The organism is Amycolatopsis sp. MtRt-6 (genome assembly GCF_017308975.1).
GTDB lineage: Bacteria > Actinomycetota > Actinomycetes > Mycobacteriales > Pseudonocardiaceae > Amycolatopsis.
In genome coordinates this window covers 126,544-152,595 of sequence record NZ_JADWPD010000030.1, presented here as the reverse complement: position 1 = coordinate 152,595, position 26,052 = coordinate 126,544, and the positions used below count along the sequence as shown (strand labels likewise).

General features: G+C 71.1%; 29 protein-coding genes and 2 pseudogenes. 14 read left to right on the top strand and 17 right to left on the bottom strand.

The genetic code is table 11. The features are described from left to right. Positions 1-285 (top strand): annotated as a pseudogene (locus I4Q55_RS37780) (hypothetical protein); the annotation flags it as partial. 19 nt (positions 286-304) lie between these two features. Here I4Q55_RS37780 and I4Q55_RS50760 read toward each other — a convergent pair. Continuing rightward, complete coding sequence (locus tag I4Q55_RS50760; protein ID WP_206795080.1) at positions 305-1,804, bottom strand: NAD(P)/FAD-dependent oxidoreductase; 1,500 nt, start codon at positions 1,802-1,804, stop codon at positions 305-307. A 181-nt stretch (positions 1,805-1,985) separates the two neighbouring features. Further along, entirely contained in the window at positions 1,986-2,672 is a 687-nt protein-coding gene (locus I4Q55_RS37770; RefSeq protein ID WP_206795078.1) for an SDR family oxidoreductase, read from the bottom strand. A 78-nt stretch (positions 2,673-2,750) separates the two neighbouring features. On the opposite strand from I4Q55_RS37770, the gene I4Q55_RS37765 reads away from it, so the two are divergent. Continuing rightward, positions 2,751-3,320 carry a TetR family transcriptional regulator gene (locus I4Q55_RS37765; protein ID WP_206795076.1) on the top strand — a complete coding sequence of 190 codons (570 nt, stop codon included), beginning with the start codon at positions 2,751-2,753 and terminating at the stop codon, positions 3,318-3,320. A 152-nt stretch (positions 3,321-3,472) separates the two neighbouring features. Here the strand turns inward: I4Q55_RS37765 and I4Q55_RS37760 are convergent, their stop codons facing one another. Then, entirely contained in the window at positions 3,473-4,861 is a 1,389-nt protein-coding gene (locus I4Q55_RS37760; protein ID WP_206795074.1) for a KamA family radical SAM protein, read from the bottom strand. Between the two features lie 120 nt (positions 4,862-4,981). Here I4Q55_RS37760 and I4Q55_RS37755 point away from each other — a divergent pair, with 120 nt between their 5' ends. From I4Q55_RS37755 to I4Q55_RS37740, 4 genes are read left to right on the top strand one after another with little or no spacing between them, the layout of a single operon-like run. Continuing rightward, on the top strand, positions 4,982-6,568 hold the full coding sequence (locus I4Q55_RS37755; protein WP_206795072.1) for an amidohydrolase: 1,587 nt from the start codon (positions 4,982-4,984) through the stop codon (positions 6,566-6,568). 11 nt (positions 6,569-6,579) lie between these two features. Next, positions 6,580-8,193 (top strand): apolipoprotein N-acyltransferase, encoded by a 1,614-nt coding sequence (lnt, locus tag I4Q55_RS37750; protein WP_206795070.1) that lies wholly within the window; start codon positions 6,580-6,582, stop codon positions 8,191-8,193. A 26-nt stretch (positions 8,194-8,219) separates the two neighbouring features. After that, the gene (locus I4Q55_RS37745; protein ID WP_206795068.1) at positions 8,220-8,987 is read left to right on the top strand and encodes a polyprenol monophosphomannose synthase; all 768 of its coding nucleotides are present in this window, start codon (positions 8,220-8,222) and stop codon (positions 8,985-8,987) included. 26 nt (positions 8,988-9,013) lie between these two features. Then, a complete protein-coding gene (locus I4Q55_RS37740; protein ID WP_206795100.1) occupies positions 9,014-9,817 on the top strand; it encodes a PIG-L deacetylase family protein in 804 nt (267 codons plus the stop codon). On the opposite strand, the gene I4Q55_RS37735 is transcribed toward I4Q55_RS37740, so the two are convergent. Then, positions 9,750-10,499, bottom strand: coding sequence for a DeoR/GlpR family DNA-binding transcription regulator (locus I4Q55_RS37735; protein WP_206795066.1), 750 nt, complete (start codon positions 10,497-10,499; stop codon positions 9,750-9,752). The two genes, I4Q55_RS37740 and I4Q55_RS37735, sit on opposite strands and share 68 nt — an antisense overlap. Before the next feature lie 48 nt (positions 10,500-10,547). On the opposite strand from I4Q55_RS37735, the gene I4Q55_RS37730 reads away from it, so the two are divergent. Further along, a complete protein-coding gene (locus I4Q55_RS37730; RefSeq protein ID WP_206795065.1) occupies positions 10,548-11,156 on the top strand; it encodes an NUDIX domain-containing protein in 609 nt (202 codons plus the stop codon). A gap of 264 nt (positions 11,157-11,420) precedes the next feature. Here I4Q55_RS37730 and I4Q55_RS37725 read toward each other — a convergent pair whose 3' ends face one another. The 3 genes from I4Q55_RS37725 to I4Q55_RS37715 form a co-directional block, all read right to left on the bottom strand. Further along, positions 11,421-11,768, bottom strand: coding sequence for an RNA polymerase-binding protein RbpA (locus tag I4Q55_RS37725; RefSeq protein ID WP_003081521.1), 348 nt, complete (start codon positions 11,766-11,768; stop codon positions 11,421-11,423). A 227-nt stretch (positions 11,769-11,995) separates the two neighbouring features. Beyond that, entirely contained in the window at positions 11,996-12,751 is a 756-nt protein-coding gene (locus I4Q55_RS37720; RefSeq protein ID WP_277992052.1) for a thymidine kinase, read from the bottom strand. Positions 12,752-12,778: 27 nt separating this feature from the next. Then, positions 12,779-14,179, bottom strand: coding sequence for an MFS transporter (locus I4Q55_RS37715; RefSeq protein ID WP_206795061.1), 1,401 nt, complete (start codon positions 14,177-14,179; stop codon positions 12,779-12,781). Positions 14,180-14,423: 244 nt separating this feature from the next. On the opposite strand from I4Q55_RS37715, the gene I4Q55_RS37710 reads away from it, so the two are divergent. Then, complete coding sequence (locus I4Q55_RS37710) at positions 14,424-15,092, top strand: transglycosylase family protein (protein WP_206795059.1); 669 nt, start codon at positions 14,424-14,426, stop codon at positions 15,090-15,092. A 4-nt stretch (positions 15,093-15,096) separates the two neighbouring features. Here I4Q55_RS37710 and I4Q55_RS37705 read toward each other — a convergent pair whose 3' ends face one another. Then, on the bottom strand, positions 15,097-15,888 hold the full coding sequence (locus tag I4Q55_RS37705) for a glycerophosphodiester phosphodiesterase (RefSeq protein WP_206795057.1): 792 nt from the start codon (positions 15,886-15,888) through the stop codon (positions 15,097-15,099). Between the two features lie 66 nt (positions 15,889-15,954). On the opposite strand from I4Q55_RS37705, the gene I4Q55_RS37700 reads away from it, so the two are divergent. Then, positions 15,955-16,335, top strand: a complete 381-nt coding sequence (locus I4Q55_RS37700) for a hypothetical protein (protein ID WP_206795055.1) — start codon at positions 15,955-15,957, stop codon at positions 16,333-16,335. 6 nt (positions 16,336-16,341) lie between these two features. On the opposite strand, the gene I4Q55_RS37695 is transcribed toward I4Q55_RS37700, so the two are convergent. The 5 genes from I4Q55_RS37695 to I4Q55_RS37675 all read right to left on the bottom strand — a co-directional run bounded on the left by I4Q55_RS37695 (position 16,342) and on the right by I4Q55_RS37675 (position 19,638). Continuing rightward, positions 16,342-17,322 (bottom strand): tyrosine-type recombinase/integrase, encoded by a 981-nt coding sequence (locus tag I4Q55_RS37695; protein ID WP_206795053.1) that lies wholly within the window; start codon positions 17,320-17,322, stop codon positions 16,342-16,344. Positions 17,323-17,871: 549 nt separating this feature from the next. Beyond that, complete coding sequence (locus tag I4Q55_RS37690) at positions 17,872-18,312, bottom strand: SRPBCC domain-containing protein (protein WP_206795051.1); 441 nt, start codon at positions 18,310-18,312, stop codon at positions 17,872-17,874. Positions 18,313-18,314: 2 nt separating this feature from the next. Continuing rightward, entirely contained in the window at positions 18,315-18,647 is a 333-nt protein-coding gene (locus tag I4Q55_RS37685) for a helix-turn-helix domain-containing protein (RefSeq protein WP_206795049.1), read from the bottom strand. Further along, positions 18,644-19,090, bottom strand: a complete 447-nt coding sequence (locus I4Q55_RS37680; protein ID WP_206795047.1) for an SRPBCC domain-containing protein — start codon at positions 19,088-19,090, stop codon at positions 18,644-18,646. Before I4Q55_RS37680 ends, I4Q55_RS37685 begins: the two co-directional genes overlap by 4 nt. A gap of 32 nt (positions 19,091-19,122) precedes the next feature. Beyond that, positions 19,123-19,638, bottom strand: a complete 516-nt coding sequence (locus tag I4Q55_RS37675) for a GNAT family N-acetyltransferase (RefSeq protein WP_206795045.1) — start codon at positions 19,636-19,638, stop codon at positions 19,123-19,125. 43 nt (positions 19,639-19,681) lie between these two features. Here I4Q55_RS37675 and I4Q55_RS37670 point away from each other — a divergent pair, with 43 nt between their 5' ends. Genes I4Q55_RS37670 through I4Q55_RS37655 form a run of 4 tightly spaced genes read left to right on the top strand, consistent with a single transcriptional unit; the run spans position 19,682 to position 23,197 of the window. Next, positions 19,682-20,245: a helix-turn-helix domain-containing protein gene (locus I4Q55_RS37670; RefSeq protein WP_206795043.1), complete on the top strand. Its 564-nt coding sequence runs from the start codon at positions 19,682-19,684 to the stop codon at positions 20,243-20,245. Between the two features lie 49 nt (positions 20,246-20,294). Then, positions 20,295-20,930, top strand: coding sequence for a DUF1345 domain-containing protein (locus I4Q55_RS37665; protein ID WP_206795041.1), 636 nt, complete (start codon positions 20,295-20,297; stop codon positions 20,928-20,930). A 55-nt stretch (positions 20,931-20,985) separates the two neighbouring features. Continuing rightward, positions 20,986-21,591 (top strand): TetR/AcrR family transcriptional regulator, encoded by a 606-nt coding sequence (locus tag I4Q55_RS37660; protein ID WP_206795039.1) that lies wholly within the window; start codon positions 20,986-20,988, stop codon positions 21,589-21,591. Continuing rightward, on the top strand, positions 21,575-23,197 hold the full coding sequence (locus I4Q55_RS37655; protein WP_206795037.1) for an acyl-CoA dehydrogenase family protein: 1,623 nt from the start codon (positions 21,575-21,577) through the stop codon (positions 23,195-23,197). The genes I4Q55_RS37660 and I4Q55_RS37655 overlap by 17 nt, the downstream gene beginning before the upstream one ends. On the opposite strand, the gene I4Q55_RS37650 is transcribed toward I4Q55_RS37655, so the two are convergent. From I4Q55_RS37650 to I4Q55_RS37635, 4 genes and pseudogenes are all read right to left on the bottom strand, one after another. Then, positions 23,194-23,361 (bottom strand): hypothetical protein, encoded by a 168-nt coding sequence (locus I4Q55_RS37650; RefSeq protein ID WP_206795035.1) that lies wholly within the window; start codon positions 23,359-23,361, stop codon positions 23,194-23,196. The genes I4Q55_RS37655 and I4Q55_RS37650 overlap by 4 nt on opposite strands. Before the next feature lie 11 nt (positions 23,362-23,372). Beyond that, positions 23,373-23,426: pseudogene (locus I4Q55_RS51095) on the bottom strand (hypothetical protein); the annotation flags it as partial. A 52-nt stretch (positions 23,427-23,478) separates the two neighbouring features. Then, complete coding sequence (locus tag I4Q55_RS37640; protein WP_206795033.1) at positions 23,479-23,982, bottom strand: pyridoxamine 5'-phosphate oxidase family protein; 504 nt, start codon at positions 23,980-23,982, stop codon at positions 23,479-23,481. 84 nt (positions 23,983-24,066) lie between these two features. After that, positions 24,067-24,600, bottom strand: coding sequence for a TetR/AcrR family transcriptional regulator (locus I4Q55_RS37635; protein WP_206795031.1), 534 nt, complete (start codon positions 24,598-24,600; stop codon positions 24,067-24,069). A gap of 77 nt (positions 24,601-24,677) precedes the next feature. Between I4Q55_RS37635 and I4Q55_RS37630 the strand changes: the two genes are divergently transcribed. After that, a complete protein-coding gene (locus tag I4Q55_RS37630) occupies positions 24,678-25,883 on the top strand; it encodes an FAD-dependent monooxygenase (protein WP_206795028.1) in 1,206 nt (401 codons plus the stop codon). Positions 25,884-26,052 lie beyond the last annotated feature (169 nt).

The window sequence follows — 26,052 nt, the reverse complement described above, 5'->3', positions numbered from 1 at the left end:
AACCACCACCGGATCGACGACTACCCGGACTGGCGGTTCCACGTGCTCAAGGGTGAGCGGGGCAATCGCCTCGACCAGTACGTGATGATGATGGAGATCGCGAGCCTGGACGCGCTGGACGTGTTCTATCCCGAGCCCGACATCGCCACCGGGGAGGCTGCGGAGTTCGCGGCTGCCCACCGCGACACCAAGCAGATGTACGAGGAGTGGAAGCGGCTGGCCTCGTTCTCCGGCTCGCCGCAGATCTACACGGACTACCTCGCCGTCGCGGAGAACCCGGCGTAGTCCCGCACGACCGGGCCGCTCACGAGACAGACCCGTTCCGTGACGTGTCCTGCTTCCGAGTCGCGGAATTCGAGCTGGTCAGGCCCGCATAGCGATGTGCGAGTCCGCCGGGAAGCAGGTATTCGGCCAACAGGTTGCCGGCGCGGCGGGACGGTAGACCCATGTCGTGCATGAGTTCGTCCGCGCAGTGGATGTCGTAGGGGCCGAAGTCGTAGCCACCGGAGCCCGGAAGCACCCGCTCCTGCCAGGCCAGGCGAGCGTCGACGCCCCGCTGCATCTCCTGCTCGCCCGGGGAGGTGCGCAGTGCCGACCGGAAGTGACGGGCCAGCCAGTGCGCGGTGAGCTCCAAGCCCATGATGTTGTTGAAGACCTGCCGGAATCCGACGAATCCCAGCCGGTCGGCGCCGGGTGGCACGATGCCCCGGTAGAGGCGTATCCGCCCGGCGGGATCGTGTACCTGCACATCCGGATCCAGGAACGGGAAGATCTTGTGGTGGCCGGTGGCGAACACGACGACATCCGCCGCCACTTCCTCGCCGGTCGCCAAGCGCAGCCCCTGGCCGGTGTACGCCTCGACAGCGCTGACCTTGGCGGCGATCAGGCCGCGACGGACGGCCCGTACGTAGCCGCGTGGCATCACTCCGGCGTGTGCCAGGTGGAAGGGGAGCGGGTGAGCGGGCCGCAGCTCCTTCGGCAGCCGGTGCAGCCCCGTGGAAATCAGCGTGTCGCGGGTGATGAGCCACCACAGAGCTCGCTTGACCCGGTCGTTGGCGCGGTCGATCGGGCGGACGCAGGCCGGGTCGTGGTAACGAGGCAGCAGCGCCTCACCGAACCGGGTGAACAGGATCCACTTGTAGCCGACCAGACCGAGCAGGAACCGTTCGGGGACCATCCAGTTCACCTTGCGCTGCACGATCGTGGCCGAGGCTGCCTCGCGCCCGGCGCGGGTGACGAGGTCCAGTGCGGACTTGCCGCCGCCCACGACGACCACCCGCCGGCCGGCGAACGTCCCGGCCCGCACCTCGTTGGAGTGCAGCACGGTTCCGCCGAACAACTCACGTCCGGGCAGGTCGGGCAGCCGGGCGTGATGATGGGCCCCGCTGGCGACCACGACGTAGTCGAACGTTTCGCGACGAACCTGCGCCGCCTCGTCCCCGGCGGCCCGGGTGCCGACCGACCAGCCGGAGGCGCCCACCCGTCCGGGCCCGTCCACCGGCCGGATGGAGATCACCTCGGTGCCCGGTTGGAGGCGATCCAGCACGCCGAAGGTTTCGGCGTAGTCCTCCAGATAGCGCTGGGTGTCCACGGCGCCGGCGAAGTGCAGGCGGTTGGGCAGGTCCGCGAACTCGAAGATGCGGAGTGCGGACTGGTTGGCCAGCCCGTCGTAGCAGCCACCCGGTGACCAGATCCCGCCGACCCGCTGGTACTTGTCGAAGACCGTGACGTCGAAGCCGTGTTCCAACAAGACCTTGGCGGTGACGATTCCCCCAGGTCCCGCCCCGACAACACACGCTCGCACAGGCGGCCACCCCCGGGATGATCGGCGCGTCCAGCCCGCCCATCATCCCGGCAGCTGCCACCTGTGCCAAACCCACCGTCTGTTCACCGCCCTCGACCTCGCCGCACCGGTCCCAGCCGCCGAGGTCCCGTTGGACGGGTAGGCGGCGCTTGACCCGGAGCGCCCGTGATGCCGACCCCGGTCAGCGGGTGAGGAAGCCGCCGTCGACGAACAGGTCGTGCCCGTTCATCCCGCCGTTGCGGAGCAGGAAGTCTGTGGCGTCGGCGATCTCCGCCATGGTGACCAGGCGCCCGATCGGGGTGCGCCCGGCCTGCGTCCCCAGGTCGGCGTCGCGCCACCGGGGGCTGTCGCCCACCAGGCCCGGGTGCAGGGCGTTGACCCGGTGCGGCGCGAGCTCGACGGCCAGAGTCTTCACCAGGCCGGTGACGGCGCTGTTGAAGGTGGTGACGACTGTGGAGCCCGGGTAGGGCCGTTCCTTGGCCAGGCCGCCGAAGAGGACGACCGACGCCTCCGGCGTGAAATGCTCTCTCAGCACCCGGACGGCTTCGGTGTAGCCGACCAGCTTGGTGGTCACCGCGGTGATCGCCGCGGCGATGTCGAAGTCCTGCAGTGTGTTCGGGCGCTGGTGGCTGGCGGTGATCACCAGGTGGTCGAGGGGCGGGACGTGAGCGGCCGAGGCGGCGATGGTCTCCGGGCGGGCGAGGTCGAGGCCGAGGCCGGTCACGGTGGGGCCGATCTCCTTCGCGACGGCCTCCGCGCGGCCCGCGTCGCGGCCGGCGACCACCACCGTGCCGCCCCGGTCCGCGTGCCGCTCGGCGATGAAGCGGCCGAGCCCGTCGGTGCCGCCGATGATCATCGTGGTGCTCATGGAGGGTCTCCGTCCTGTTGACCAGTTGGTCATTAAGGAGCATAGAGGCCTTGCTGACCACTTGGTAAATTGGCCGGCATGACCCGACGTCCGCACCGCCGTGACCCCGAAGGGCATCGCCAGGCCGTCCTGGACGCCGCCCGCAGCTGCTTCGGCGAACGTGGGTTCGCCCGGGCGACGGTCCGGGAAATCGCGTCGCGCGCCGGCGTCACCCACGGCCTGGTCCTGCGGCAGTTCGGGTCGAAGGAACAGCTGTTCCTCGCCGCGGTGCCGGGGCACCGGGAGCTCGACGCGGTGATCGACGGCGACCCGGGCACGCTACCCGAGCGCGTCGCGCACGCCTACGTCGAGCGGATGGAGAACGGCGCCGCCACCGATCCGCTCGTGGTCCTGCTGCGCAGCATCGCTTCGGATCAGCAGGCCGCGGCGAAGCTGTACAGCGCGATGGAGGAGAGCAGCATCCGGGCGTATCGCGAAGTCGTCGACGTCGAGGACATCGCCGTCCGCGTCGCGATGCTCGGGGCGCAGCTGATCGGCGTGACGGTCAACCGGTACATCGCCCGGACCGGGCCGCTCGCCGAGCTGTCCGCGGCCGCGCTCACCGACCACCTGGCCCGCATCCTGCGGCACATCCTGCTCGACACTTGAGGACGTTCGACTCGGCGGTCATCCGGGTGCCGGCCGGGAACAGCTGGCTCAACAGCGCCACGGCAGTGTTACGGCCGAAGGGGCGCCACGGGGCCCGGGCCAGGCCCCGCAGCATCCCTTCGGCACGCGTCTTGGACGGTGACGCGTCGACGTCAGCCGGCCCGGTTCGCCCACCAGGTCTGGCCGGCTTCGGGCAGGGTCGAAATCGGGTCGTAGTACGGGTACCGACGCTGCAGGGCTTCCGGGTCCTCCAGCTCGATGCCCGTCCGGTAGTTCTTGGTCCAGTACGAGATCCCCAGCTCCCGGTCGTACTCGGCCAGCTGGTGCACCCACCTCTTCCCGACATACGGCACGTCACACACGATCCGCGGCGTCGCATACCCCGGCAGGTACCCCATGATCGCGTGCTGCAGCTCCTGTGCCTCCCACACCGCGACCCGCCAGTGCTCGGCGTTCGGGATCATGTCGCACATGTAGAAGTAGTACGGCAGGATGTTCGCTTCCCCTTGCAGCGCAAAGCAAAGGTCCAGCAGCGCCGCCGGTGTCGCGTTCACCCCGCGCATCAGCACGCCCTGGTTGCGCACGTCCCGGACCCCGACGTTCAGTGCCGTCTGGGCGGCCTCGGCCACCAGGGGCGTCACCGACTGGGCGTGGTTGACGTGCGTGTGGATCGCCAGGTTGACCCCGCGCCGCTGGGCCGTCACCGCGACGCGCTCCAGGCCCTCCACCACCTTCGGCTGGAGCCAGTGCTGGGGGAGCGCCGCCAGGGCCTTCGTCGCCAGGCGGATGTCGCGGACCGTGTCGATGTCCATCAGGCGCATCAGGAACGACTCCAGCTGCGGCCACGGCACGTTGGCCACGTCGCCGCCCGAGACGACCACGTCGCGGACGCCCGGGGTCTTCTTCAGGTAGGCGATCATCGCGTCCTGGCGGTCGACCGGCTTGAGCGTCAGCTTGTGCTTCTCCACCGTCTCCGTCGAGTTGCCGACCAGGTCCATGCGGGTGCAGTGGCCGCAGTACTGGGGGCAGGTCGAGATCATCTCGGCCAGCACCTTCGTCGGGTAGCGGTGGGTGAGCCCCTCCACCACCCACATCTCGGCCTCGTGCAGGGAGTCGCGTTCGGAGTGCGGGTGGCTCGCCCAGACCGGGTCGCGGTCGGAGCGCACCGGGAGCATGTAGCGGCGGATCGGGTCGGCGTAGAACGCCTCGGTCACCTTGGCCGGGTCGGTGCCCGCCGTGGGGGCCATCGTGTTGAGCATCTGCGGGGGCAGCAGCATCGACATCGTCGCCATCTCGCGCTGGTCGGCGAGCAGGTCGTCGTAGAAGCGCTCCTCCAGCAGGTCGCCCATCAGCGCGCGCAGCTGCTTGACGTTGCGGACGCAGTGCACCCGCTGCCACTGCGCGTCACGCCACTCGGCCTCGGTCACGTCGTGCCAGCCAGGAAAGCGGCGCCAGTCGGGTTCCACCAGCTCGGCGCGGGCGTACTCGTAGGGCTGGTCGAAGGCGGCGGCAGGCGTCACAGGTTCCTGGATCGCAGTCACTTGTACTCCTAGTCGTCGGGAACGCGTTAAAATATCCTGTCATAACGTTCTCGCAGAGTAAATCTTCCTGCCTGCCGGGTCGTCGTCCCCCACGTGGACGTAGGGGGCAGACTCAGGGGCGTGACGGACGAACACACGACGCTCCTGCTCGGCGGGCGCATCTACACCCCCGCCGGCCCGGACGCCACGGCGATGGCCGTCACCGGCGGCACCGTGGTCTGGGTCGGGCAGGACGCCCCGGCCCGCGCCCTGCACCCCGGCGCCGAAGAAATCGACCTCCACGGCGCCTTCGTCGCGCCCGCGTTCGTCGACGCGCACGTCCACGCCACCGCCACCGGCCTGCACCTGACCGGCCTCGACCTCACCGGCGTCCGCAGCGGCGCCGACCTGCTGGCCCGCGTGCGCGAGGCCGTCACCCCCGGCCAGGTCCTGCTCGCCCACGGCTGGGACGAGACCACCTGGGCCGACCCGCGCCTGCCCAGCCGCGCCGAGCTCGACGCCGCCGCCGGCGGGGCGCCCGTCTACCTCAGCCGGATCGACGTCCACTCCGCGCTGGTCTCCACCGCGCTGGCCGAACCGGCCCGCGGCGCCGACGGCTGGTCGCCCGACGGCCCGCTGACCCGCGCCGCCCACCACGTCGTCCGCGCGGCCGTGCGCGCCGCCATCACGCCCGAGCAGCGCGAACGCGCCCAGCGGGCGTTCCTCGCCGAGGCCGCGCGCCAAGGCATCGTGAGCGTCCACGAATGCGCCGGCCCCGACATCTCCGGCCGCGACGACCTCGCCGCCCTCCTCGCCCTCGCCGGGGCGGGCACCCCCGAGGTCGTCGGCTACTGGGGCGAGCTCGACGCCGTGGAAACCGCCCGCGAGCTGGGCGTCCGCGGCCTGGCCGGCGACCTGTTCGTCGACGGCGCCCTCGGCTCCCACACCGCCGCGCTCAGTGAGCCGTATGCCGATCACCCGGGCCAGGGGACGCGCTACCTCGACGCCCACCGCATCGCCGGGCACCTGGCCGCCTGCACCGAAGCCGGGTTGCAGGCCGGCTTCCACGTCATCGGCGACGCCGCCGTCGCGGAGGTCGTCGAAGGCTTCCGGCTGGCGGAGAAGGAGGTCGGGCAGCGCGCGCTGGCCGCCCGCCACCACCGGCTCGAGCACCTGGAGATGGTCACCGCCGAGCAGGCCAGGCAGCTGGCCGGCTGGGGCGTGGTCGCCTCGGTGCAGCCGCTGTTCGACGCGCTCTGGGGCGGCCCGGAAGGCATGTACGCCGAACGCCTCGGCGTGGACCGCGCGGCCGGGCTCAACCCATTCTCGGCGCTGGCTGCCGAAGGCGTCCTGCTCGCCTTCGGCTCCGACGCGCCGGTGACCCCGCTCGACCCGTGGGCCGCCGTCCGCGCCGCGGCCTACCACCGGACGCCGGGCGCGGGCCTGTCCCCGCGGGCGGCGTTCACCGCCCACACCCGCGCCGGGCACCGCGCCGCGGGTGTCAACGACGGCGTCACCGGCAGCCTCGTGCCGGGCGCGCCCGCGCACTACGCGATCTGGGACGCCACCGACCTCGTCGTGGCCACCCCGGACAGCCGCGTGCAGCGCTGGTCCACCGATCCGCGGGCCGGCGTGCCGCCGCTGCCCCGGCTCGAACCGGGCGCCGAGCTGCCGCGTTGCCTGCGCACGGTCCGCGCGGGTGAAGTCCTCCACGACGCCATCACCTAGAGTTGTCAGCCGTGGCAGTCACCGTGGCGGACCCCGAACCGGGCGCCCCGCACCAACCCGCGCGCACCCGGCGTTTCCCCCGCGCGTGGCTCCTCCGGCTGGTCGCCGCGTGCGCGTCCGGGTTCGCTTTCTACCTCAGCTTCGCGCCGCGTCCGCTGTGGTGGCTCGCGCCGCTCGCCTTCGCCGGGCTGGCCCTGGTGCTGCGCGGACGTCGCTTCCGGGCCGGGTTCGGCTACGGCTTCGCGTTCGGGTTCGTGTTCTTCCTGCCGCTGCTGACCTGGCTGCTGGACTTCCTGGGCCCGGACTTCGGCCCGTGGCCGTGGCTGGGCCTGTCGTTCGCCCTGGCGCTCTACCACGGCCTGGCCGGCGGCCTGATCACGCTGGTGTCCCGGCTGCCGGCCGCGCCGCTGTGGGGCGCGCTGGTGTTCATCGCGCTGGAAACCCCGCGCGCGTGGTTCCCCTTCGGCGGCTTCCCGTGGGGCCGGGTCGCCTTCAGCCAGCCCGAGGGCGCGTTCCTGCCGCTGGCCTCGATCGGCGGCGCCCCGCTGGTCGGGCTGGCAGTCGTGCTCACCGGCTTCTGCCTGGCCGCCCTCGCCGCCCGGCTGCGGGACGCGCGCAAGCTCACCCGGCCCGCCGTCTTCGCCGCCCTCGGCACACTGCTGCCCGTCGTCGCCGGCCTGGCGCTGTGGCCGGCGATCGGGACCGGCGCGCAGGACGGCGAACGCACCGTCGCGACCGTCCAGGGCAACGCCCCGGACATCGGGCTCGCGCTGCAGGGGCAGCGGACCGTGCTGCGCGACAACACCCTCGCCGAGAGCCGGCGGCTGCTCGCGGACGTCCAGGCCGGGAAGGTCCCCAAGCCGGACCTGGTCGTGTGGCCCGAGAGCGCCACCACCGTCACCGGCCCCGACCCGCAGGTCGACCAGCTCGTCGCCGCCTTCGGCGTCCCGGCCCTGATCGGCGCGATCTACCAGCTGCCCGACGGGCACCTGCAGAACTCCGTCATCGACTGGGATCCCCGCACCGGGCCCGGCCCGCGATACGCCAAGCAGCAGCTGGTGCCCTTCGGCGAGTACGTCCCGGCCCGCAAGGTCGCCGAGCTGGTCACCCCGTTCCTCGACTCCGAAACCGTGGACATGGTCCCCGGTGACGGCGCGAACCAGACCATGACCGCCGCGGGCACGAAGATCGGCGTGTTCGTCTGCTACGAAGCGGCGTTCGACTACCCGGCCCGCGACGCCGTGCGCGACGGCGCCGAGCTGCTCGTGGTGCCGACCAACAACGCCTGGTACGGCGAGAGCGAGATGAGCGTGCAGCAGCTGGCGATGTCCCGGCTGCGGGCGGTCGAGCACGGCCGCGCCGTCGTGGTCTCGGCGGTCTCCGGGGTGAGCGCGATCGTCGCGCCCGACGGGACGGTGACCAGCTCAACGGGCCTTTTCACGGCGGATTCCCTGGTCGGGCGCGTCCCGCTGCGGACGCAGACTACGCTGTCGGATCAACTAGGTGCGTGGACGGAGTACGGGCTGCTGGCTCTGGCGATCGCCGGGGTGGCCGGTGGGCTCGTACTCCGTTTTCGCACCCGGCGCGGCAGCGCCGGCACGGCAGCAGGGGAAGCGGCGGACTGACCGCCGCGGATATCGGAGGAGCACGGATGTCGCAGGCGCCGCGGGGGGCCCGGGAAATCGAGCCGGTGCTGGTGGTGATCCCGACCTACAACGAGCGGGAGAACCTCGGCCCCATCCTGGACCGCCTGCACAAGGCACTCCCGGACGTGCACGTGCTCGTGGTCGACGACGGCAGCCCCGACGGCACCGGCGAGCTGGCCGACGAGCGCGCGGCGGCCAACGACCACGTCCACGTGCTGCACCGCACCGAGAAGGCCGGCCTGGGCGCCGCCTACATCGCCGGGTTCCGCTGGGGTCTCGCGCGGGAGTACAACACCATCGTCGAGATGGACGCCGACGGCTCGCACGCCCCCGAGGACCTGCCCCGCCTGCTCGACGCCGTCGGCGACGCCGACCTGGCGATCGGCTCGCGGTACGTGCCGGGCGGGGCGGTGGTGAACTGGCCGCTCAACCGCCAGGTTCTCTCCCGCGGCGCCAACCTCTACTCGCAGATCGCGCTGGGCATGCGGACCCGCGACATCACCGCGGGCTTCCGCGCCTACCGGCGTCCGGTGCTGGAGAAGCTGGCGCTGGACGAGGTCAACTCGCACGGCTACTGCTTCCAGATCGACCTGACGATCCGCACGGCCGACGCCGGCTTCGAGATCGTCGAGGTCCCGATCACGTTCACCGAGCGCGAGATCGGCGAGTCGAAGATGAGCGGCTCGATCATCCGCGAGGCGTTCCTGCGGGTCGCGAAGTGGGGCGCCGAGCGTCGCTGGCACCAGGTGCGGAAGCTGTTCAAGCGCGCCTGAGCCGTTTTCGCCCGTTCTGGGCCATGATGGGGCCGGTGACGACCATCGTGGCCTTCCACGCGCACGCCGACGACCCCGTCCTGCTCAGCGGCGGCACGCTGGCCCGCGCCGCGGCCGACGGGCACCGGGTGGTGGTCGTCGTGGCCACCGACGGCATGAACGCCGAGTGCCCGACGCAACGGTGGCGGGAGCTGACGGCCGCGGCGGCGATCCTCGGCGTGCACCGGGTCGTGCACCTGGGCTACGCCGAGAGCGGGCACGGGCCCGTCGTGTACCCCGATCCGCCGGGGCGGCAGCGGTTCGTCCGCGCGGACACCGAGGAGGCCGCCCACCGGCTCGCGACGATCCTGCACCAGGAGCGCGCCGACCTGCTGCTGGGTTACGACCCGAACGGCGGCTACGGCCACCCCGACCACGTCAAGGTGCACGAGGTCGCCCGCCGCGCGGCCCGGCTGACCGGGACACGGCTGCTGGAGGCGACGATCCCGCGGGACGTCGTCGTGCGGTTCGTCCGGCTGATCCGCGCGCTGCGCATCCCGTTCCGGTACGACACCGAGGCCCTCGGCCGCGCCTACAGCCCGGCCTCGGCCATCACCCACCGGTTCGACGTGCGGCGGTTCGCCGCGCGCAAGCAGGCGGCGCTGGCCGCCCACGTGTCGGACGTGCGCGGCGGCGGCCGGCTCGCGGGGGTCCTGCGGGTGCTCGTGTGGCTGCCGGCGCCGGTCTTCGGGCTGGTGGCCGGGCGCGAGTGGTACGCCGAGGTCACGCCGGAAGGATCGCCACACCCTGACTTGCAAGTTTCTGCACGTTCTGGTCGTCGGCGTCGGTGACGATCCCGGCGACGTCGGCGAAGGGCAGCACGGTGAACCGCGAGGCCGCGCCGAGCTTCTCGGCGCTGGCCAGCACGTAGGTGTCGGCCGCGCGCCGGGCCAGTGTCCGTTTCATCGCGGCTTCGTCGGCGTCGCCGGTGGTCAGGCCGGCTTCGGGGTGGACGCCGGTGACGCCGAGTAGGAAGACGTCGGCGCTGATCGCCTGGGCGGCTTCGGCGGCGGCCGCGCCGCAGGTGACGGCGGAGTGCCGGAACAGCCGCCCGCCCAGCAGGAACACCTCGATGCCGCGGTGGCCGAGCAGGGCGACCGCGACGGTCGGGCTGTGGGTGACGACGGTGGCCTCGAGGTCTTCCGGGAGGGCGTTCGCGACGGCGAGGGTGGTGGTGCCGCCGTCGAGGATGACGGTCGAGCCGGGCCGGACGAGCGCGGCGGCGGCCGCGGCGACCCGCGCCTTGCCGTCTGGGGCGATGGTCGTCCGGCTCGCGTAGTCGGCGACGGCGGGGGAGACGGGCAGCGCACCGCCGTAGACGCGCTGGCAGAGCCCGGCGGCGGCGAGGTCGCGCAGGTCGCGGCGGATGCTGTCCTCGGAGACGCCGAGTTCGGCGGCGACGTCCTTGGCCAGGACCTTGCCGTCGGCGGCGAGCCGGGCGAGCAGCAGTTCACGGCGTTCCCCGACCAGCATGCACGGTCCTCCTTGTTCTTGCCGAGTTCTGCACATTATGGTCGGGGCATGACCACTTCGACAAGCCTGTCCCGCAACCCGCGCGTCCGGGTCACCAACGTGGAGCTGCTGTCGTCGGCCTGGTACGTGCTGCGCCGCACGACGTTCGACTACCGGCACAACGACGGCCGCTGGACGACCGAGCAGCGCGAGACCTACGACCGCGGCAACGGGGCGACGGTGCTGCTCTACGACGTCGAGGGCGGCACGGTCCTGCTGACCCGCCAGTTCCGCTACCCGGTGTACGTCAACGACCACCCGGACGGCATGTTCGTCGAGACGGCCGCCGGCCTCCTGGACGCCGACGACCCCGAGACGGCGATCCGGCGCGAGGCCGAGGAGGAGACGGGCGTGCGCATCGGCACGCTGGAGCACGTGTTCGACGTGTACACGAGCCCGGGCTCGGTGACCGAGCGGCTGCACTGCTACGCGGCACCGTACGACCCAGCCGACCGGGGCGCCGGCGGCGGGCTCGCGGAGGAGGGGGAGGACATCGAGGTGCTCGAGCTGCCGTTCGCCAAGGCTCTGGAGATGATCGGGACGGGCGAGATCGCGGACGCCAAGACGATCATGCTCCTGCAGTGGGCCGCCCTGCACGGCCCCTTCCGCACGACCTGATCCGCACCGGAACGCTCGGCCCCAAGCACCCCAATGTGGCGTTGGGTGCATCTGACGCACCGAACGCCACATTGGGTGCATTGAATCGGCACTGCGGCGCGGAGCGCCTCCGTTGAGGGTGGTGGCGGGGGCATGGATGGAGCAACCAACGCCACATTGGGGGCATCCGCGGGGTGCGGGCAAGCGAAAGGCCCCCGCGGGGGGAGGTCGCGGGGGCCTTTCCGTTGTGGTGGGAGCTTGGCTACAAGGCCGAGCCCGACAGGGTCATGCCGACCGGGAGGTGCGGCGGCCCTTCAGCTCGGCGAGACGTTCGTTCAGCAGATCCTCGAGCTCCGGGATCGTGCGCCGCTCGAGCAGCATGTCCCAGTGGGTGCGCGGCGGCTTGACCTTCTTCTGCTCGGGCTGCCCGCCATCGACGATCTCCGATTCGCTCCCGTGCAGGCGGCACTCCCAGACCGTCGGGATCTCGGCGTCGTCGGAGAACGGCACCTCGAACTCGTGGTTCTTCGGGCAGGCGTAGCGCACGGTGCGGCGTGGGGCGAGGTCGTGGTTGCGGTCGGTCTCGTAGCTGACCGCTCCCAGCCGGCTTCCACGAAGAACACGGTCGGCCATGATGGGGGTCCTTTCAGTCAGCTCCGGGGTGGAGCCAGGGTGTTGCTCACCCTATGCAACGACGCACGGCCCCGGAGGATTCCCGGGCCGCCATGTCGTTGCTCACGATGAGCTGCGTCACCCGCCTGCATCAGCTTCCACTAGTAGGAGGCGTTTCGCGCTCCGGCGTGACGTCAATACGGCCTTCTTAGTGCTGATATCCCCCGGATGGGCTACCCGCGTCTCGCTCAGGTCAACCGTAACTGACCGTGATGGGCGGTAACTGCACCCAGGTCACCCGATCGAAAGTGGCGGCGACACAATACCTGATAACGCACCGTAGCGAATTCGGCCTCAAAACGTGCTGAAGCTGAAGTTTCAACTACGGATTGTTCGGTATCTGCCACGACGACGGTATCGCCCTCGCGCACGACCTCACCATCGACCACCCGCGCGTTGAACCGCCCCGGCAGCCCGCACCAGCACAGCACCTCCACCTGAACCGGCTGCAGCTCGTCCGCGAGTTCGAACAGACGAGCGGCCCCCGGGAACAACCGGCTCCGGAAGTCCGTCGCGATCCCGAAGCAGTACACGTCGATCTCCACCTCGTCGGCCAGCTCCGCCAGCTGGTCGACCTGCCCGGGGGAGAGGAACTGCGCCTCGTCCACCACGATGTAGTCCACGTGCTGCCCCCGCGCCCACTCCTGCCGCACCAGGTCACGCACGTCGGTGTCCTCACCGACCTCCACCGCCTGCCGCGTCAGCCCGATCCGGCTGGAGATCTGCGGCGCACCCGACCGGTCGTGACGCACCAGCACCAGACCCCGGCGACCCTGCCGCGCGTGGTTGTGGTCGATCTGCAGCGCCAGGGTCGACTTCCCGCAGTCCATCGGCCCGTAGCAGAACTTCAGCCTGCCCACCGGCGGCGTCCCGCGGCGCGAACCCGCCGCGGGAACCGAAGACAGGGCATCGGTGGGATCAGGGCCGGCGGCGTCGTCGATCAAGGTCACGACGCCCGACCCTATCGGTGGTCACAGAACCTCCGGCGGACGGTTGCCCGCCGCCACGATCGCCCGCCGCACCGGCACCAGCCACACCAGCACCAACCCCGCCGCGAAGAACACCACCAGCGCCACGATGGCCAGCCGGAACGACCCCGTCGCCTGCCCGACCCCGGCGAACACCAACGGCCCCAGCCACGACGTCCCACGCTCACCCACGACGTACAGCGAGTAGTACTGCGCGTCCTTGCCCGCCGGGATCATCTGGCTGAACAACGACCGCGACAACGCGTTCGTCCCACCCAGCACCAACCCGATCCCCACCGCCACCGCCAGGAACTGCACCATCTGCCGCGGCTGCACGAAGTACGCCCCCGCCAGCACCGCGATCCACACCGCCAAGCTGACCAGGATCGTCCGCTTCGCCCCGATCCGCCGCGCCACCAGCCCGTGCAGCGTGCCACCCACGTACGCCACGAACTGGATCACCAGGATCGTGACGATCAGCACCTCGTTGCCGAACCCCAGCTCGTCCTTGCCGTACTGCGCCGACACCGTCACCACCGTGTTGATCCCATCGGTGAAGACCAGGTAGCTGCCCAGGAACGCCAGCGTCAACGGGTACGCCTTCGCCGCCACCAGCGTCTGCCGCAGCTCCGTGAACCCCGCCCGCACCACCGAACGCCCCGGCGCCACGTCGACCGGCACGTGCCGCCGGGGGAGCCGCCGCACCGCCGGGAAGGTGAACGCCGCCCACCACAGCCCCGACGTCAGGAAGCAGATCTGCACCGCCAGGTCCTGGTCCACCCCGAACACGTCGTGCTTCAGGTAGAACCCCAGCTGCAACGCCAGCGCCAGCCCGCCACCCAGGTACCCGAACGCCCAGCCCCGCGCCGAAATACCGTCCCGCTCGTCCGGCCCGCCGATGTCGGCCAGGAACGAGTAGTAGACGACCAGCGAACCCCCGTAACCGATGTTCGCCACGATGAACAGCGCCGCACCCAGCTGCCAGTCCGAACCGGTCAGGAAGAACATGCCCGCCGCGGCCGCCGCACCCAGGAACGCGAACCCGCCCAGGATCCGCCGCTTGTTGTGGCTGCGATCGGCCACCGCGCCCGCGATCGGCAGCACCAGCACCTGCACGACCGTCGCCACCGACAGCAGGTACCCCCACACCGAACCGGCCGGGAAGTGCAGCCCGAGCAACGTCACGTCGCAGTTGTTCAACGTGTCCGGCCGACCCGCCCCGTCGAGGCACGCGCGGTCCCCGTTAAGGGTGATGTTCGCCTTCGCGTCCGCCGCCGCGATCGGGCTCATCGACAGCGCTCCGAACACCGTCGTCGTCGACGAATAAAACGGCGAATTCGCCCAGTCGTAGAAATACCAGCCCCAGCGTTCGCGCTTGGTCGAGCGCGTCCCGGCCAGCGTCATCCACGGCTCCTTCGCCTCAAGAACTTCCAGGTCAGCGCGGAGACTACGGGGGAGACGGCCCCCCGATGACCACGCCACCGAAACCGTGTCCGGTTTGTCGCTTCGTGATCACCCACCACCCTCCAGCGACACCCGGTTCGCCCCACACCGCGTGTCGCAGACAAAGGTGAACGCTGTTTCATGTGAGACTGAAGCGCCTATCGTGTCTGTTGTGGTCACTGGGACACGCTCCTACTGTGCACCCATGATCCAGAACCGCCGACGCACCGTGGCGAGACTGCTGCTCCTCGCCTTCGCCGCCATGGGTCTGCCGCTGCTCACCCCCGCCACCGCGACCGCCGACCCCGCGTCGAGCGCCTGGGCCAAGCTCCGCATGTGCGAATCCAGCGGCCGCTACGCCACCAACACCGGCAACGGCTACTACGGCGCCTACCAGTTCGACCTGCCCACCTGGCGCAGCGTCGGCGGACAAGGCCGCCCCGACCAGGCCAGCCCCGCCGAACAGGACTACCGCGCCCTCTACCTCTACCGCATGCGCGGCTGGCAACCCTGGCAGTGCGCCGGCATGCTCAAACTCACCGCCGACGCCGACGCCCGCAGCAAACGCGTCCCCACCTACACCGAATCCGCCTACATCGGCGGGGGAGGACTGCCCGCCCCACCCCCGGGCCCCGGCGGCCCCAAACCCGCCTGGCCCGGCGTCGTCTACCGCTACGGCGACTGCGCCGACGCCCTCAAAACCTTCCAGCTCCGCATGAACGCCTTCGGCTACGGCTTCGCCGGCACCGGCTGCTACCTCGAAAAGACCCGCACCGCCGTCCTCGACCTCCAACGCGCCAACGGCATCAAGGACAGCGGCCTCCTCGGCCCCAAGACCTGGGAAGCCGCCTGGACCGGCAAACCACCCCGCTGACCACTCACAGCTCCTGGGACCGCCGCCAAGCACCCCGCTCGATCAACACCTCACGCAGCAGATCCGGCCGATCCGTCACGATCCCGTGCACCCCCAGGTCCAGCAACATCCGCATCTCCACCGGATCGTCGATCGTCCACGTGTGCACCTCGATACCCGAACGCCCGGCCATCGCCAGGAACGCCTTGTCCACCACCCGCAACGCCCCCTGCCGCACCGGCACCTGCGCCATCGCCCCCAGCACCAGCCACCCCAGCGGCAGCAACGGCAACCGCCCCCGCACCCACAACGCGAACGCCGACCGCGGCCCCATCGCCGTCACCAGCCGCGGCCCCGCCAGCCTCCGCAACCGCACCAGCCGCGCGTCCGAAAACGCCGCCCCCGCCACCCGATCGAACGCCTTCGTCCGCTCCAGCACCCGCACGAACGGCTCCACCGCCCGATCCGCCTTCACATCCACGTTGAACCGCGCGTCCGGCAGCTCCTCCAGAACGTCCTCCAACCGCGACAGCGGCACCTTCCCGGCCACCTTCACCCGCTTGAGCTGATCCCACGTCTGCGCCGCGATCGGCCCCGTCCCGTCCGTCGTCCGATCCAGGTTCGCATCGTGGTGCACCACCACCACACCGTCCGCCGTCGCGTGCACATCCGTCTCGAGGTACCGGTACCCCTCCGCACACGCCCGCTTGAACGCCGGCAACGAGTTCTCCAGCCCCGCCAGCTCACCCAGGTGCCACCCCCGATGGGCGAAAGCACGGGGGAGCGGATCGGCCAGGTACGGGAACGACGCGTGCATCCCTCAAGTGTGCACTTCCGCCATGACCCCGGCATGAGCAAACAGTGGCCAGCTAGGGTCTCCCGGGTGAGGGAAACCGCCGAACTGACCCAGCCGACCACGATCGACCTCGCCCCGGCCCGCCGAGGCGCCCCCAAGCACTGCGGCTGGTGCGGACGACGCCTCCCCGAAGGCGGCAACGTCGGCCGCCGCCGGCGCTACTGCGGCCAATCCTGCCGCCAGCGCGCCTACGAACGCCGCACCGCCCTCCAGCGCAGCGGCCTCCCCGAAGACGCCGTCGTCCTCTCCGACACCGAGATCGCCGCCCTCCAGGACCGCCTCTTCCAGCTCCGCTGCGCCGCCGAAGACATCGTCACCGCCGCCGACGACGGCGCCGACGCCCGCGAACTCCGCGGCCTCGCCGAAGAAATCGCCCGAGCCGCCAAAGACCTCGAACAACTCCGCTGAACCGGCTCAACCCAACCCATCAAGCGCCCGGTACGTCCGGTTGCTCGCCGCCGCCGCACGCTGCTCGCGGCCCGTCGCCTCGATGTAGTTCTGGCTCGTCGCCAAGCTCGCGTGCCCCAGCAACGCCATGATCTCCGACGCCGTCGCCCCGTCCTCCGCCAACCGCGTCGCGAACGTGTGCCGCAACGCGTGCAGATTCGCCCCCACCGGCACCCGGTCGTGCAACCCCGCACCCCGATAACACGACTTCACCAGGTACTCCAGCGCACCCCGCCCAATCGGCTCACCCGCCCGATCCAGCAGCAACGGCGAACCAGGGGAGAACCGCACGTTCGGAAACCGCACCCGGCACGACTCCCGATACCGCTCGATCAGCTCCGCCAGCACCGGCTGCACCGGAATCGACCGATCCCGGCTGCCCTTCCCCTTCACGTGCAACCGCAGCTCACCCGCGCGCCCCACCAGCGACCGCGACGTCAACGCCCGCATCTCCGCCGCCCGCAACCCCGCCACCAGCCCCAGCGCGATCACCAGCACGTCCCGCTCCGGCCACGGATCCCGCGCGCGCCGCGACCCCGCGGCCGCCGCCGACAGCAGCTGCTCCGGGGTTTCCTCACCCCGCAACGGCTTCGGCGTCAACGCCGGCGTCCGCGGCCGCGCCACCGCACCCATGGGATTGCCCGCCAAGAGCCTGTCCGCCACGCAGAACGTCAGGAACTGGTTCCACGTCGACCACGCCCGCAGCACCGAGCTCTTCGCGTGCCCGTCCGCGAACGCGCCGAACGCCGCCCGCAGCGCCGGCCCGGTGAGGTCGGCGACCTCGAGGTCTTCGGCCGGGCGGCCGACCTCCGAAACCAGGAGAGTGGTGATGCCGGCGAGATCCCGGCGGTAGGCGTCGGTGGTGTGCGGGGAGTCCTTGCGCGGCCGGCGGGCGGCGAAGAAGGCTTGCTGGGCCTCGGAAACCTTCATGTGGATCTTGTACCGCACACCACCGAGAGTTTCCGTGGCCGGGCCCGAACCCGGCGTTTCATGCATAATTGCCATTATGCATGAAACGCCGGGATGACCCAGGAGCTACCCCTTGGGGGACACGGAACCCTCCTGAGGCTGTATCGGCGGCCTCAGGCGCCCCCTCCATCGCGCATGCGGGGTATGCGCACACATGTTCGACACCGGCGCACGCGAGGGGTCGAGCCTGACCCTGGGGGCCCATGGCGACGAATCGGCGCCACGAACCGCACTGCACAGCGTGTCCCAAGGCTGGACAACCTCAGTTCATTTCGTCACCGTGACGTTTTGAGGCCGGGTGACCGGGTGTCGGGTCGGCGCCTCTCAGGGGATCCTCTCGGGCTTCTGAGAGCCCATATCGGGGCCGGCCGCCAGGCTGGGGTCTGTCAAACCGCCACAGGAGCCGTCCTGGCGAAGCGGACGCGCTCGCGAACCGGACAAGGTTCCAACCCCGGGGTTCGGCGCCCCTCCCTGCCGTCCGTCCAGCACGGCACCAAGTGCCGATAATGTACATTATGTCAAGTAACGTCAGTGCCAGTCGCTGATCTGGACGTCGCGTGGGCTCGGGGCGCCCTCCCCGGTCTCCACGAGCTGCTTGAGGCTCAGCAGGTAGCTCGCCCACTTCGTGCTGCAGTGGTGCATGAACTCGCCGGCCTCGCGCCAGCCTTCGTGCTTGAACAGGACGATCGTGTGGTCGTTGCGCTGTTCGAGGTCCCAGCGGATCGTCGTGCCGAGCCACTCCGGTGGCCCGTCGACGACTTCCCAGCGGACGAGCTTGCCGGGGTCGAGTTCGAGGACCTTCATGTCGAACCCGCCCGGGATGAAGCGGAAGGCGATGACGCCGCCGGGTTCGGTGTCCCCCACGGTTTTCTCGGTCCACCAGCCGGACAGGCCGTCGAGTGTGGTGAGTGCGTCGTAGACCTGGTCCGGGGTGGCGTCGTGGACGCCGATCCGGTGCAGGATGTCCATTTCTAGCGGGTCCTTTCGATGGTTTCGGCGATGTGCTTGATGCGGCGGAGCCGGGCGTCCCAGGCGTTGCCGACATCGGCGAGCTGGGCGACGGCGCGGGCGAGCTGGTCTTCGTCGACGCGGAACTGTTTTTCGCGGCCGGCGCTGTGGGCGTGGACGAGGCCGGCGCGGTCGAGCACGGCGAGGTGCTTGGCGACGGCTTGGCGGGTGACCGGGAGGTGTTCGCTGAGGCCGGTCGCGGTGGCGCTCCCCTGGTTCAGGAGCAGGTCGAGCAGGCGGCGGCGGGTGGGGTCGCCGATGGCGGACCAGAGGTCGTCGTCGACGGTGGTGCTCACGGGGTGGCTCCGACCTTGGCGGCGTAGGCGGGCAGGCGGGGCAGGAACTGGTCCCAGCCGGAGACGTGGTCGGCGTGTTCGGCGGCGATCTTGGCTTCGTCCCAGCCGCGTTCGCGGAAGCCGGTTTCGGTCATCTTCAGGCGGGTGCCGGTGCCGTCGGGTTCGAGTTCGAAGACGACGAGGAAGGAGTTGCCGGGTGCGGCGGTCTCCCCTTCGGCGTGGGTCCAGCGGAAGGAGAAGTGCTTGGGTGGGACGGCGTCGACGACGGTGAACTGGACCCAGTGGCCGCCGAAGCCGATGCGTCCCGCTCCCCCGGGTTCGACGGGGTATTCGGCTTCGTCGGGCCACCATTCGCGGAGGTGTTCGGGGCTGCTGACGACGTCGAAGACGACGTCGGGGTGGGCGTCGATGTGGATTTCGCGTTCGATGCTGCCGTGTTCCATGCGGTGCTCCTTGTGCAACGTTTGGTTGCGTGTCACGTTAGCTCGCCGGGCGCTGAAGTGCAACCATCGGTTGCGCGAAGGTCCTTCTGGACCCAGGCGACGTCGCGCCAGGCGCCGTGTTTCCAGCCGACCCGGCGGTAGACGCCGGCGGGCTCGAAGCCGAGGGCGCGGTGGAGTCCGGCGCTGGCGTCGTTCGGCAGGGTCATGCCGGCGAAGGCGCGGCAGAAGCCGCGTTCGCGCAGCCGCTCGAAGAGGGCTTCGTAGAGGGCGCGGCCGGCGCCGGTGCGGCGGCGGCCTTGTTCGAGGTAGATGCTCGTTTCGCAGGACCAGCGGTAGGCGGCGCGTTCGGCGAAGCGGGTGGCGTAGGCGTAGCCGGCGACCCTCCCCTGGTCCTCGAGGACGAACCAGGCGTGGGCGCCGGTGATGCGGCGGGCCATTTCGGCCGCGTCGGGTGGTTCGGTTTCGAAGGAGACGGCGGTGTCGGTGACGTACGGGGCGTAGAGGGCGGCGCAGGCGGCGGCGTCCTGGGCGGTGGCGTCTCGGATCATGGCTCATATGGTAGCCACATCGGGTCGTATAGTATCCAGCGTTATGACCGATCCCCTGACTGCCCGCTTGGCGGCCACGGTGCACGCCGCCCGGACGTCGCAAGGTCTTTCGGCCGCGGCGCTCGCCGACCGGTCGGGGGTGTCCCGGGCGATGATCGGCAAGATCGAGCGGGGTGACGTGCAGCCGACGGCGGCGTTGCTGGCGAAGCTGTCGGCGGCGCTGGGCCTGACGTTGTCGGAGCTGATCGCGCGGGCCGAGGGTGACGAGCGGAGGCTGGCGCGGGCGGCGGAGCAGCCGGTGTGGGTGGACCCGGAGACCGGGTACCGGCGGCGGTCGGTCTCCCCCGCGGCCGGTCGTCCGCTGGAGCTGGTGGAGGTGGAGCTGCCGCCGGGCGTGGAGGTGCCGTTGACGTCGGGCACGTATGCGTTCCTGCACCAGCAGATCTGGGTGCTGGCCGGGCGGCTGCGGTTCCACGAGGGGCACCAGGTGCACGACCTGGCTGCCGGGGACTGCCTGCAGCTGGGGCCGGCCGCGGACTGCGTGTTCGCCAACCCCGGCTCGGTGCCGTGCCGGTACCTGGTGGCGTTGGTGAAGCGGGGTACCTGACCAGGTGATCCGGGGTGCCGTCGGCGTGGGGCGGCAGTAGCTTCGCGCGATGCGGCGTGTGCGACGGATCTGGTACCAGTGCGCGGAGTTCCTGCTGGTGCTGCTGGGTGTGGGGTGGCTGTTCGCGCCGAACACGGGGCTGGACGTGGTGTTCCTGCTGGCGTGGGACGTGCTGGCGCTCGCGGTGATCGTGACGCGCTGGCTGCGGATCCGGCGGTACCGGTTGGTGCCGGACGCCGAGCCGGCGTGGTTGCCGAGCCTGCTGGGGCGGCGGTCGAGTTTTGCCTCGACGCTGCTGGTGAGCGTGGTGGGGCTGACCGCGGGCGGGTTGATCCTGGTGGCGAACGCGGTGGCCGAGGAGGACGACGAGCTGGCGTTCGTGCTGCAGGTGAGCGCGGTGCCGGCGGTGCTGGCGGCGTGGATCCTGCTGCACTTCGGGTACGCGGACCGGTACGCGCACCTGCACTACCGGGCGGCGCAGGGGTTGCGGTTCCCGGCGACCGAGCAGCCGAACCTGCTGGATTTCGCGTACTTCGCGTTCACGGTGGGGACGTCGTTCGCGACGTCCGATGTGGAGGTCCGGGCGCGCCCGATCCGGTACACGGTGCTGACGCACAGCGTGGTGTCGTTCGTGTACAACACGGCGATCCTGGGGATCGCGGTCGGGGTGATCACCGGGAAGTGAGTCCGCTGACGGCGAGCGTTGACTGAAGCAATGAATCGGTGCTTCACTTCTTGCCGTGCCCTACCGCCGCACCCCGAAGGTGCAGGAACGCCTCGATGCCCAGCGCGAGACGATCATCGCCGCCGCGACCCGCCAGCTGGCCGAACACGGCTACGGCGGCTGCTCGGTCGCCGCGGTCGCCGAGCGGGCCGGGGTTGCCGTCGGCAGTGTCTACCAGCACTTCCCCACCAAGGCCGACCTCGTCGTGCACGTGTTCCGGCAGGTCGTGACGCGGGAGGTCGAGGCGGTCCGGGCGGCTTCGGCCGAAGCCGGGGCACCGGCCGAGCGGGTCCTGGCGGCCGTCGACACGTTCGCCCAGCGCGCGCTCAAGGCGCCGAAGCAGGCGTACGCGCTGCTCGCCGAACCGGTCGACGCGCTCATCGACGCCGAGCGGCTGGAGTTCCGGCGGGCCTACACCGAGGTCATCGCCGAGCACGTCGCCGCCGGGGTCCGGGACGGCGTGCTGCCACCCCAGGACGGCAAGCTCACCGCGGCCGCGTTGGTCGGTGCCGCCGCCGAAGTTCTGATCGGCCCGTTGACCAGCGGGAACGCCGGTGACGTCGCCGAGCTCCGCACGTTCATCCTGCGCGCTCTAGGAGGTCCCGATGCCCGCCACGCATGAGGTCACCAACCAGGTCCCGCCGCTGGCGGGCCACGACGTCGCCGACGACCCGGCGCTGCTGGCCGGCCTCGAGCGGGCCGGCGCGAGCTGGGCGTCGGAGGAACTGCACGAGCTGGGCCGGCTGGCCGGGACCGAGCAGGCCCAGGAGTGGGGCCGGCTGGTCAACGAGAACGAGCCGGTCCTGCGCACCCACGACCGGTACGGGAACCGGATCGACGAGGTCGAGTTCCACCCGCACTGGCACGACCTGATGCGGGTCGCGACGGCGCACGGCCTGCACGGCACGCCGTGGCAGGACCCGCGCGAGGGCGCCCACGCGGCCCGGGCGGCGAAGTTCTACGTCTGGGGCCAGGTCGAGGCCGGGCACAGCTGCCCGGTTTCCATGACGTACGCGGCGATCCCGGCGTTGCGCGCGAACCCGGAGCTGGCGGCGCGGTACGAGCCGCTGCTGGCGGCGACCGAGTACGACTTCGGGCTGCGGGAGCCGAGCACCAAGCGCGGCCTGCTCGCGGGCATGTCGATGACCGAGAAGCAGGGCGGCTCCGACGTCCGGGCGAACACGACGTCCGCGACCCCGGCCGCCGACGGCAGCTACACCCTCCTCGGGCACAAGTGGTTCACCTCGGCACCGATGTGCGACATGTTCCTGACGCTGGCGCAGGCGCCCGGCGGGCTGTCGTGCTTCCTGCTCCCCCGCGTCCTGCCGGACGGCTCGCGCAACCCGATCCGGTTGCAGCGGCTGAAGGACAAGCTCGGCAACCGGTCGAACGCGTCGTCGGAGATCGAGTACGACAACGCCGTGGGCTGGCTGGTCGGCGAGGAGGGCCGCGGGGTCCGCACGATCATCGAGATGGTCAACAACACGCGGCTGGACTGCACGCTGGGCAGCGCGTCGGGCATGCGGCTGGGCGCGGTGCGCGCGGTGCACCACGCCACCCACCGGCGCGCGTTCGGCAGGGCGCTGGTGGACCAGCCGCTGATGGCGAACGTCCTGGCCGACCTGGTGATCGAGTCCGAGGCGGCGACGACGGTGGCCATGCGGCTGGCCGCGGCCGGTGACCGGCGGGACGACGCGCAGGAGCAGGCGTTCCGGCGGCTGGGGCTCGCGGTGTCGAAGTACTGGGTGTGCAAGCGGGCGCCGATGCACGCGGCGGAGGCGCTGGAGTGCTTCGGCGGCAACGGGTACGTCGAGGAGTCGGGCATGCCGCGGCTCTACCGGGAGGCGCCGCTGTCGTCGATCTGGGAGGGCTCGGGCAACGTGGCGGCGCTGGACGCGTTGCGCGCGATGGGCCGTCAGCCGGAGTCGGTGGCGGCGTTTTTCGCCGAGGTCGAGCAGGCCGCCGGCGGCGACACCCGGCTCGACGACGCCGTGGACCGCGTCCGCAAGGAGCTGACCGACGTGGACGGCATCGAGTACCGCGCGCGCCGGCTGGTCGAGGCGATGGCGCTGGTGCTGCAGGGGTCCCTGCTGGTGCGCCACGGCCACCCGGCGGTGGCCGACGCGTTCTGCGCGTCGCGCTTCGGCGGCGACTGGGGCATCGCGTTCGGGACGCTCCCGGCCGGCGTGGACACGGGAGCGATCCTCGAGCGCGCCGCGGTGCGCTAGCCGGCCAGCACGGTCTGCAGTTCGGTGACCCAGGTGTCCGGAGGGCCGTCGCAGTCGAGGTAGACCTCGCGTTCGAAGGACGTGGCCCGCTCGCCGCTCTGCGTGATCCAGTCGTCGAGAGCCCGGAAGGCGTCGCCGAACTGGTCCGGTGCGCCGCGGACCACATCAGCAGGCCGATCTCGTGGTAGTGGCGCAAGGTGCGCGCCGACACCTGGGCCAGCCGCGCCACCGTTCCGATTCCGTACACGACAGGCAGTCAACCAGCTGCCGTAACGGCAAGGTCAAGCAGAAGACACGGCGCGCTCGGCCCGCTGCCGGGCCAGTTCCTCGACCGCGCTGGGCAGGGTGGTCTCGAAGTCGATCAGCTTCGCCCAGGTCGGGGTGACGACGATCCGGACCATGCCGTCGTAGAGGGAGCGGACCTCGCGTTCCCACTCGACGCGCTGCTCGGGGGTCATCTCGTAGCTGCCGTTCATCCGCAGGTACTCCTCCGGGATGCCGTCGACGACGTCGAGTTCGGCGCGGCCGCGGATGAGGAGGATCTTGGGCGGGTGCACCTCGGTGTCGATGGTCAGCGCGACCGCCGGGTTGGCGCGCAGCGACGGCAGCTTCGGCGAGTTCTTCGTCGTGCACAGGACGATCTCCGAGCCGTTCCAGGTGAAGGCGATCGGGATGCTGCGCGGGGTGCCGTCCTTGGCGACGTAGGCCAGCCGGGTCAGGTCACGGGCCAGCAGCTCGCGGCTGAGCGGGCGGTCGAGCACCTCGGTGATCTCGTTCTGCTGCATGGTCGGGCTCCTCTCGGCCGGGGCTGTTTCTGCCCCGGGGACGGAGCCGCTCGCGTGTTCTCGACACGCGCCGCGGAAGTTTTTTCAGCGGCCGAGTGCGTCGAGCACGCCGTCGACCGCGGCGGCCTTGAGTTCTTCGACGGGGACGTCGGGGAACTGCATGCAGACGTCCTGCAGGCCGCCCAGTGCCAGGATCGCCCTGACCTGCTGGTCGAGGGTCGGGGCCGGGCCGCAGATCAGCTTGGTGAGGCGGGTGCGCCAGGCCAGGACCCGGTCGACGAGCCCGAGGTCGGCCAGGGTGGGCAGCTCGGACAGCAGCATGACGACGTCGGCGCGGTGGCGGTAGGTGAAGTCGAAGAAGCCTTCGACCAGCTCGCGGGCCGGGGCGTCGCCGCGGGCTTCCTGGTCGAGGAGGAACTTCTCGCCGTCGTCGAACAGTGGCTGGACGATGCTGCGGACGAGGTCGTCGCGGGACGGGAAGTGGTAGTAGAGCGCGGGCTTGGTGATGCCGAGCCGGTCGGCGATGTCCTGCAGGCTGGTGCGCTGCACGCCCTGGCTGGTGAACAGGTCGCGGGCGACGTCGAGGATGCGCTGCTTGGTGTCGGACGGTTTCGGCACGGGCCCAGCATAACTGACTTAACGATAGGTAAGGACTCGTGGTACAACTTACCTACCGTTAAGTCAGGGAGGTACTCATGCGGATCCTCGTCTCCGGCGCCAGCATCGCCGGCCCGGTGCTGGCGTACTGGCTCACCCGGCACGGCTTCGACGTCACCGTCGTCGAACGCGCCCCGGCGCTGCGCAAGACCGGCGGCCACGCCGTCGACCTCTTCCGCCCGGCCATGGACATCACCGAACGGATGGGCGTGCTGCCCCGCGTCGAAGCCCTCGCCACCGGCACGGCCCGGATGACACTGCACCGCGAAGGCGGCGGCAAGCCCGTCCGGGTGGACCTGACGAAGATCTACCAGGCCACCTCCGACCGGCACGTCGAGATCATGCGCGACGACCTCAGTGAGATCTACTACGACGCCGGCCGCGACGACGTCGAGTACCTCTTCGGCGACTCGATCACCGCCCTCTCCCCCGACGGCGAAGTCACCTTCGAGCACGCCCCGCCGCGCCGCTTCGACGTCGTCGTCGGCGCCGACGGGCTGCACTCGAACGTCCGGCGCCTGGTGTTCGGGGAGGAAGCCGGGCTGACGACATTCATCGGTGCCTACCTGGGCGTGCTGTCCCTGCCGGACACCCTCGGCCTCGACGGCGAAGCCGTCACCCACCTCGGCGCCGGCCGCACCGCCATGATCTACAGCGCCCGGCACATGAGCGACGCCCGCGCGGTGTTCCTGTTCCGCCGTCGCGAGCCGCTCGACTACCACCACCGGGACGTCCCGCGCCAGCAGCAACTGCTCCGGGCAGCATTTGCCGGGCTGCACCCGCAGGTCGACGGCTGGCTGGCCGAGACCGGCGGCGCGTTCTACTTCGACTCGATCACCCAGCTGCGGCTGGACACCTGGTCCCGCGGCCGCGTCACCCTGGTCGGCGACGCGGGCTACTGCCCCGGTCCGGCGGTCGGGGGCAGCACGAGCCTCGCGGTCCTCGGCGCGTACGTCCTGGCCGGCGAGCTCGCCGCGGCGAACGGCGACCACGAACGCGCGTTCGCCGCCTACGAACGCGAGATGGGCGAGCTGGTCCGCCGCAGCCGGACCTTCGCGGCCGCCGCCGCACGCACCCTGATCCCGGGGTCGCGCGCCGGGGTGTGGGCCCTCGTCCGCGGCGGGCAGCTGGTCTCGGCGCTGCCGGGCGCGGTGTCACGCGCGATCGCGAAGCTCAACACCGGCGGCGTGCGCATGCACGACTCGATGCGTGTCAACGACTACACGGTGAAGGCCACGGCCTGACGCTGGAGGGGGACCCCCATGTGGCCGCCCCCCTCCAGCTCCGACAGCGGGCTCCCGGACACCGGCGGAAACCGGGCGGGGGGGGGGGGGGGGGGGGCCCCCCCCCCCCCCCCCCCCCCCCGCCCCGCCCCCCCCCCCCCCCCCGGGGGGCCCCCCCCCCGCCGGCCGG

Bases quoted from the DNA above. Each gene is read 5' to 3' on its own strand.
- I4Q55_RS37680 (WP_206795047.1), bottom strand. From the start codon at position 19,090: ATGGAACACGGCAGCATCGAACGCGAAATCCACATCGACGCCCACCCC.
- I4Q55_RS37655 (WP_206795037.1), top strand. From the start codon at position 21,575: ATGCCCGCCACGCATGAGGTCACCAACCAGGTCCCGCCGCTGGCGGGC.
- I4Q55_RS37690 (WP_206795051.1), bottom strand. From the start codon at position 18,312: ATGGACATCCTGCACCGGATCGGCGTCCACGACGCCACCCCGGACCAG.
- I4Q55_RS37675 (WP_206795045.1), bottom strand. From the start codon at position 19,638: ATGATCCGAGACGCCACCGCCCAGGACGCCGCCGCCTGCGCCGCCCTC.
- I4Q55_RS37640 (WP_206795033.1), bottom strand. From the start codon at position 23,982: ATGCAGCAGAACGAGATCACCGAGGTGCTCGACCGCCCGCTCAGCCGC.
- I4Q55_RS37770 (WP_206795078.1), bottom strand. From the start codon at position 2,672: ATGAGCACCACGATGATCATCGGCGGCACCGACGGGCTCGGCCGCTTC.
- I4Q55_RS37740 (WP_206795100.1), top strand. From the start codon at position 9,014: ATGGGGCCGGTGACGACCATCGTGGCCTTCCACGCGCACGCCGACGAC.
- I4Q55_RS37765 (WP_206795076.1), top strand. From the start codon at position 2,751: ATGACCCGACGTCCGCACCGCCGTGACCCCGAAGGGCATCGCCAGGCC.
- I4Q55_RS37735 (WP_206795066.1), bottom strand. From the start codon at position 10,499: ATGCTGGTCGGGGAACGCCGTGAACTGCTGCTCGCCCGGCTCGCCGCC.
- I4Q55_RS37705 (WP_206795057.1), bottom strand. From the start codon at position 15,888: ATGCACGCGTCGTTCCCGTACCTGGCCGATCCGCTCCCCCGTGCTTTC.
- I4Q55_RS37665 (WP_206795041.1), top strand. From the start codon at position 20,295: ATGCGGCGTGTGCGACGGATCTGGTACCAGTGCGCGGAGTTCCTGCTG.
- I4Q55_RS37630 (WP_206795028.1), top strand. From the start codon at position 24,678: ATGCGGATCCTCGTCTCCGGCGCCAGCATCGCCGGCCCGGTGCTGGCG.
- I4Q55_RS37715 (WP_206795061.1), bottom strand. From the start codon at position 14,179: ATGACGCTGGCCGGGACGCGCTCGACCAAGCGCGAACGCTGGGGCTGG.
- I4Q55_RS37670 (WP_206795043.1), top strand. From the start codon at position 19,682: ATGACCGATCCCCTGACTGCCCGCTTGGCGGCCACGGTGCACGCCGCC.
- I4Q55_RS37730 (WP_206795065.1), top strand. From the start codon at position 10,548: ATGACCACTTCGACAAGCCTGTCCCGCAACCCGCGCGTCCGGGTCACC.
- I4Q55_RS37725 (WP_003081521.1), bottom strand. From the start codon at position 11,768: ATGGCCGACCGTGTTCTTCGTGGAAGCCGGCTGGGAGCGGTCAGCTAC.
- I4Q55_RS37710 (WP_206795059.1), top strand. From the start codon at position 14,424: ATGATCCAGAACCGCCGACGCACCGTGGCGAGACTGCTGCTCCTCGCC.
- I4Q55_RS37745 (WP_206795068.1), top strand. From the start codon at position 8,220: ATGTCGCAGGCGCCGCGGGGGGCCCGGGAAATCGAGCCGGTGCTGGTG.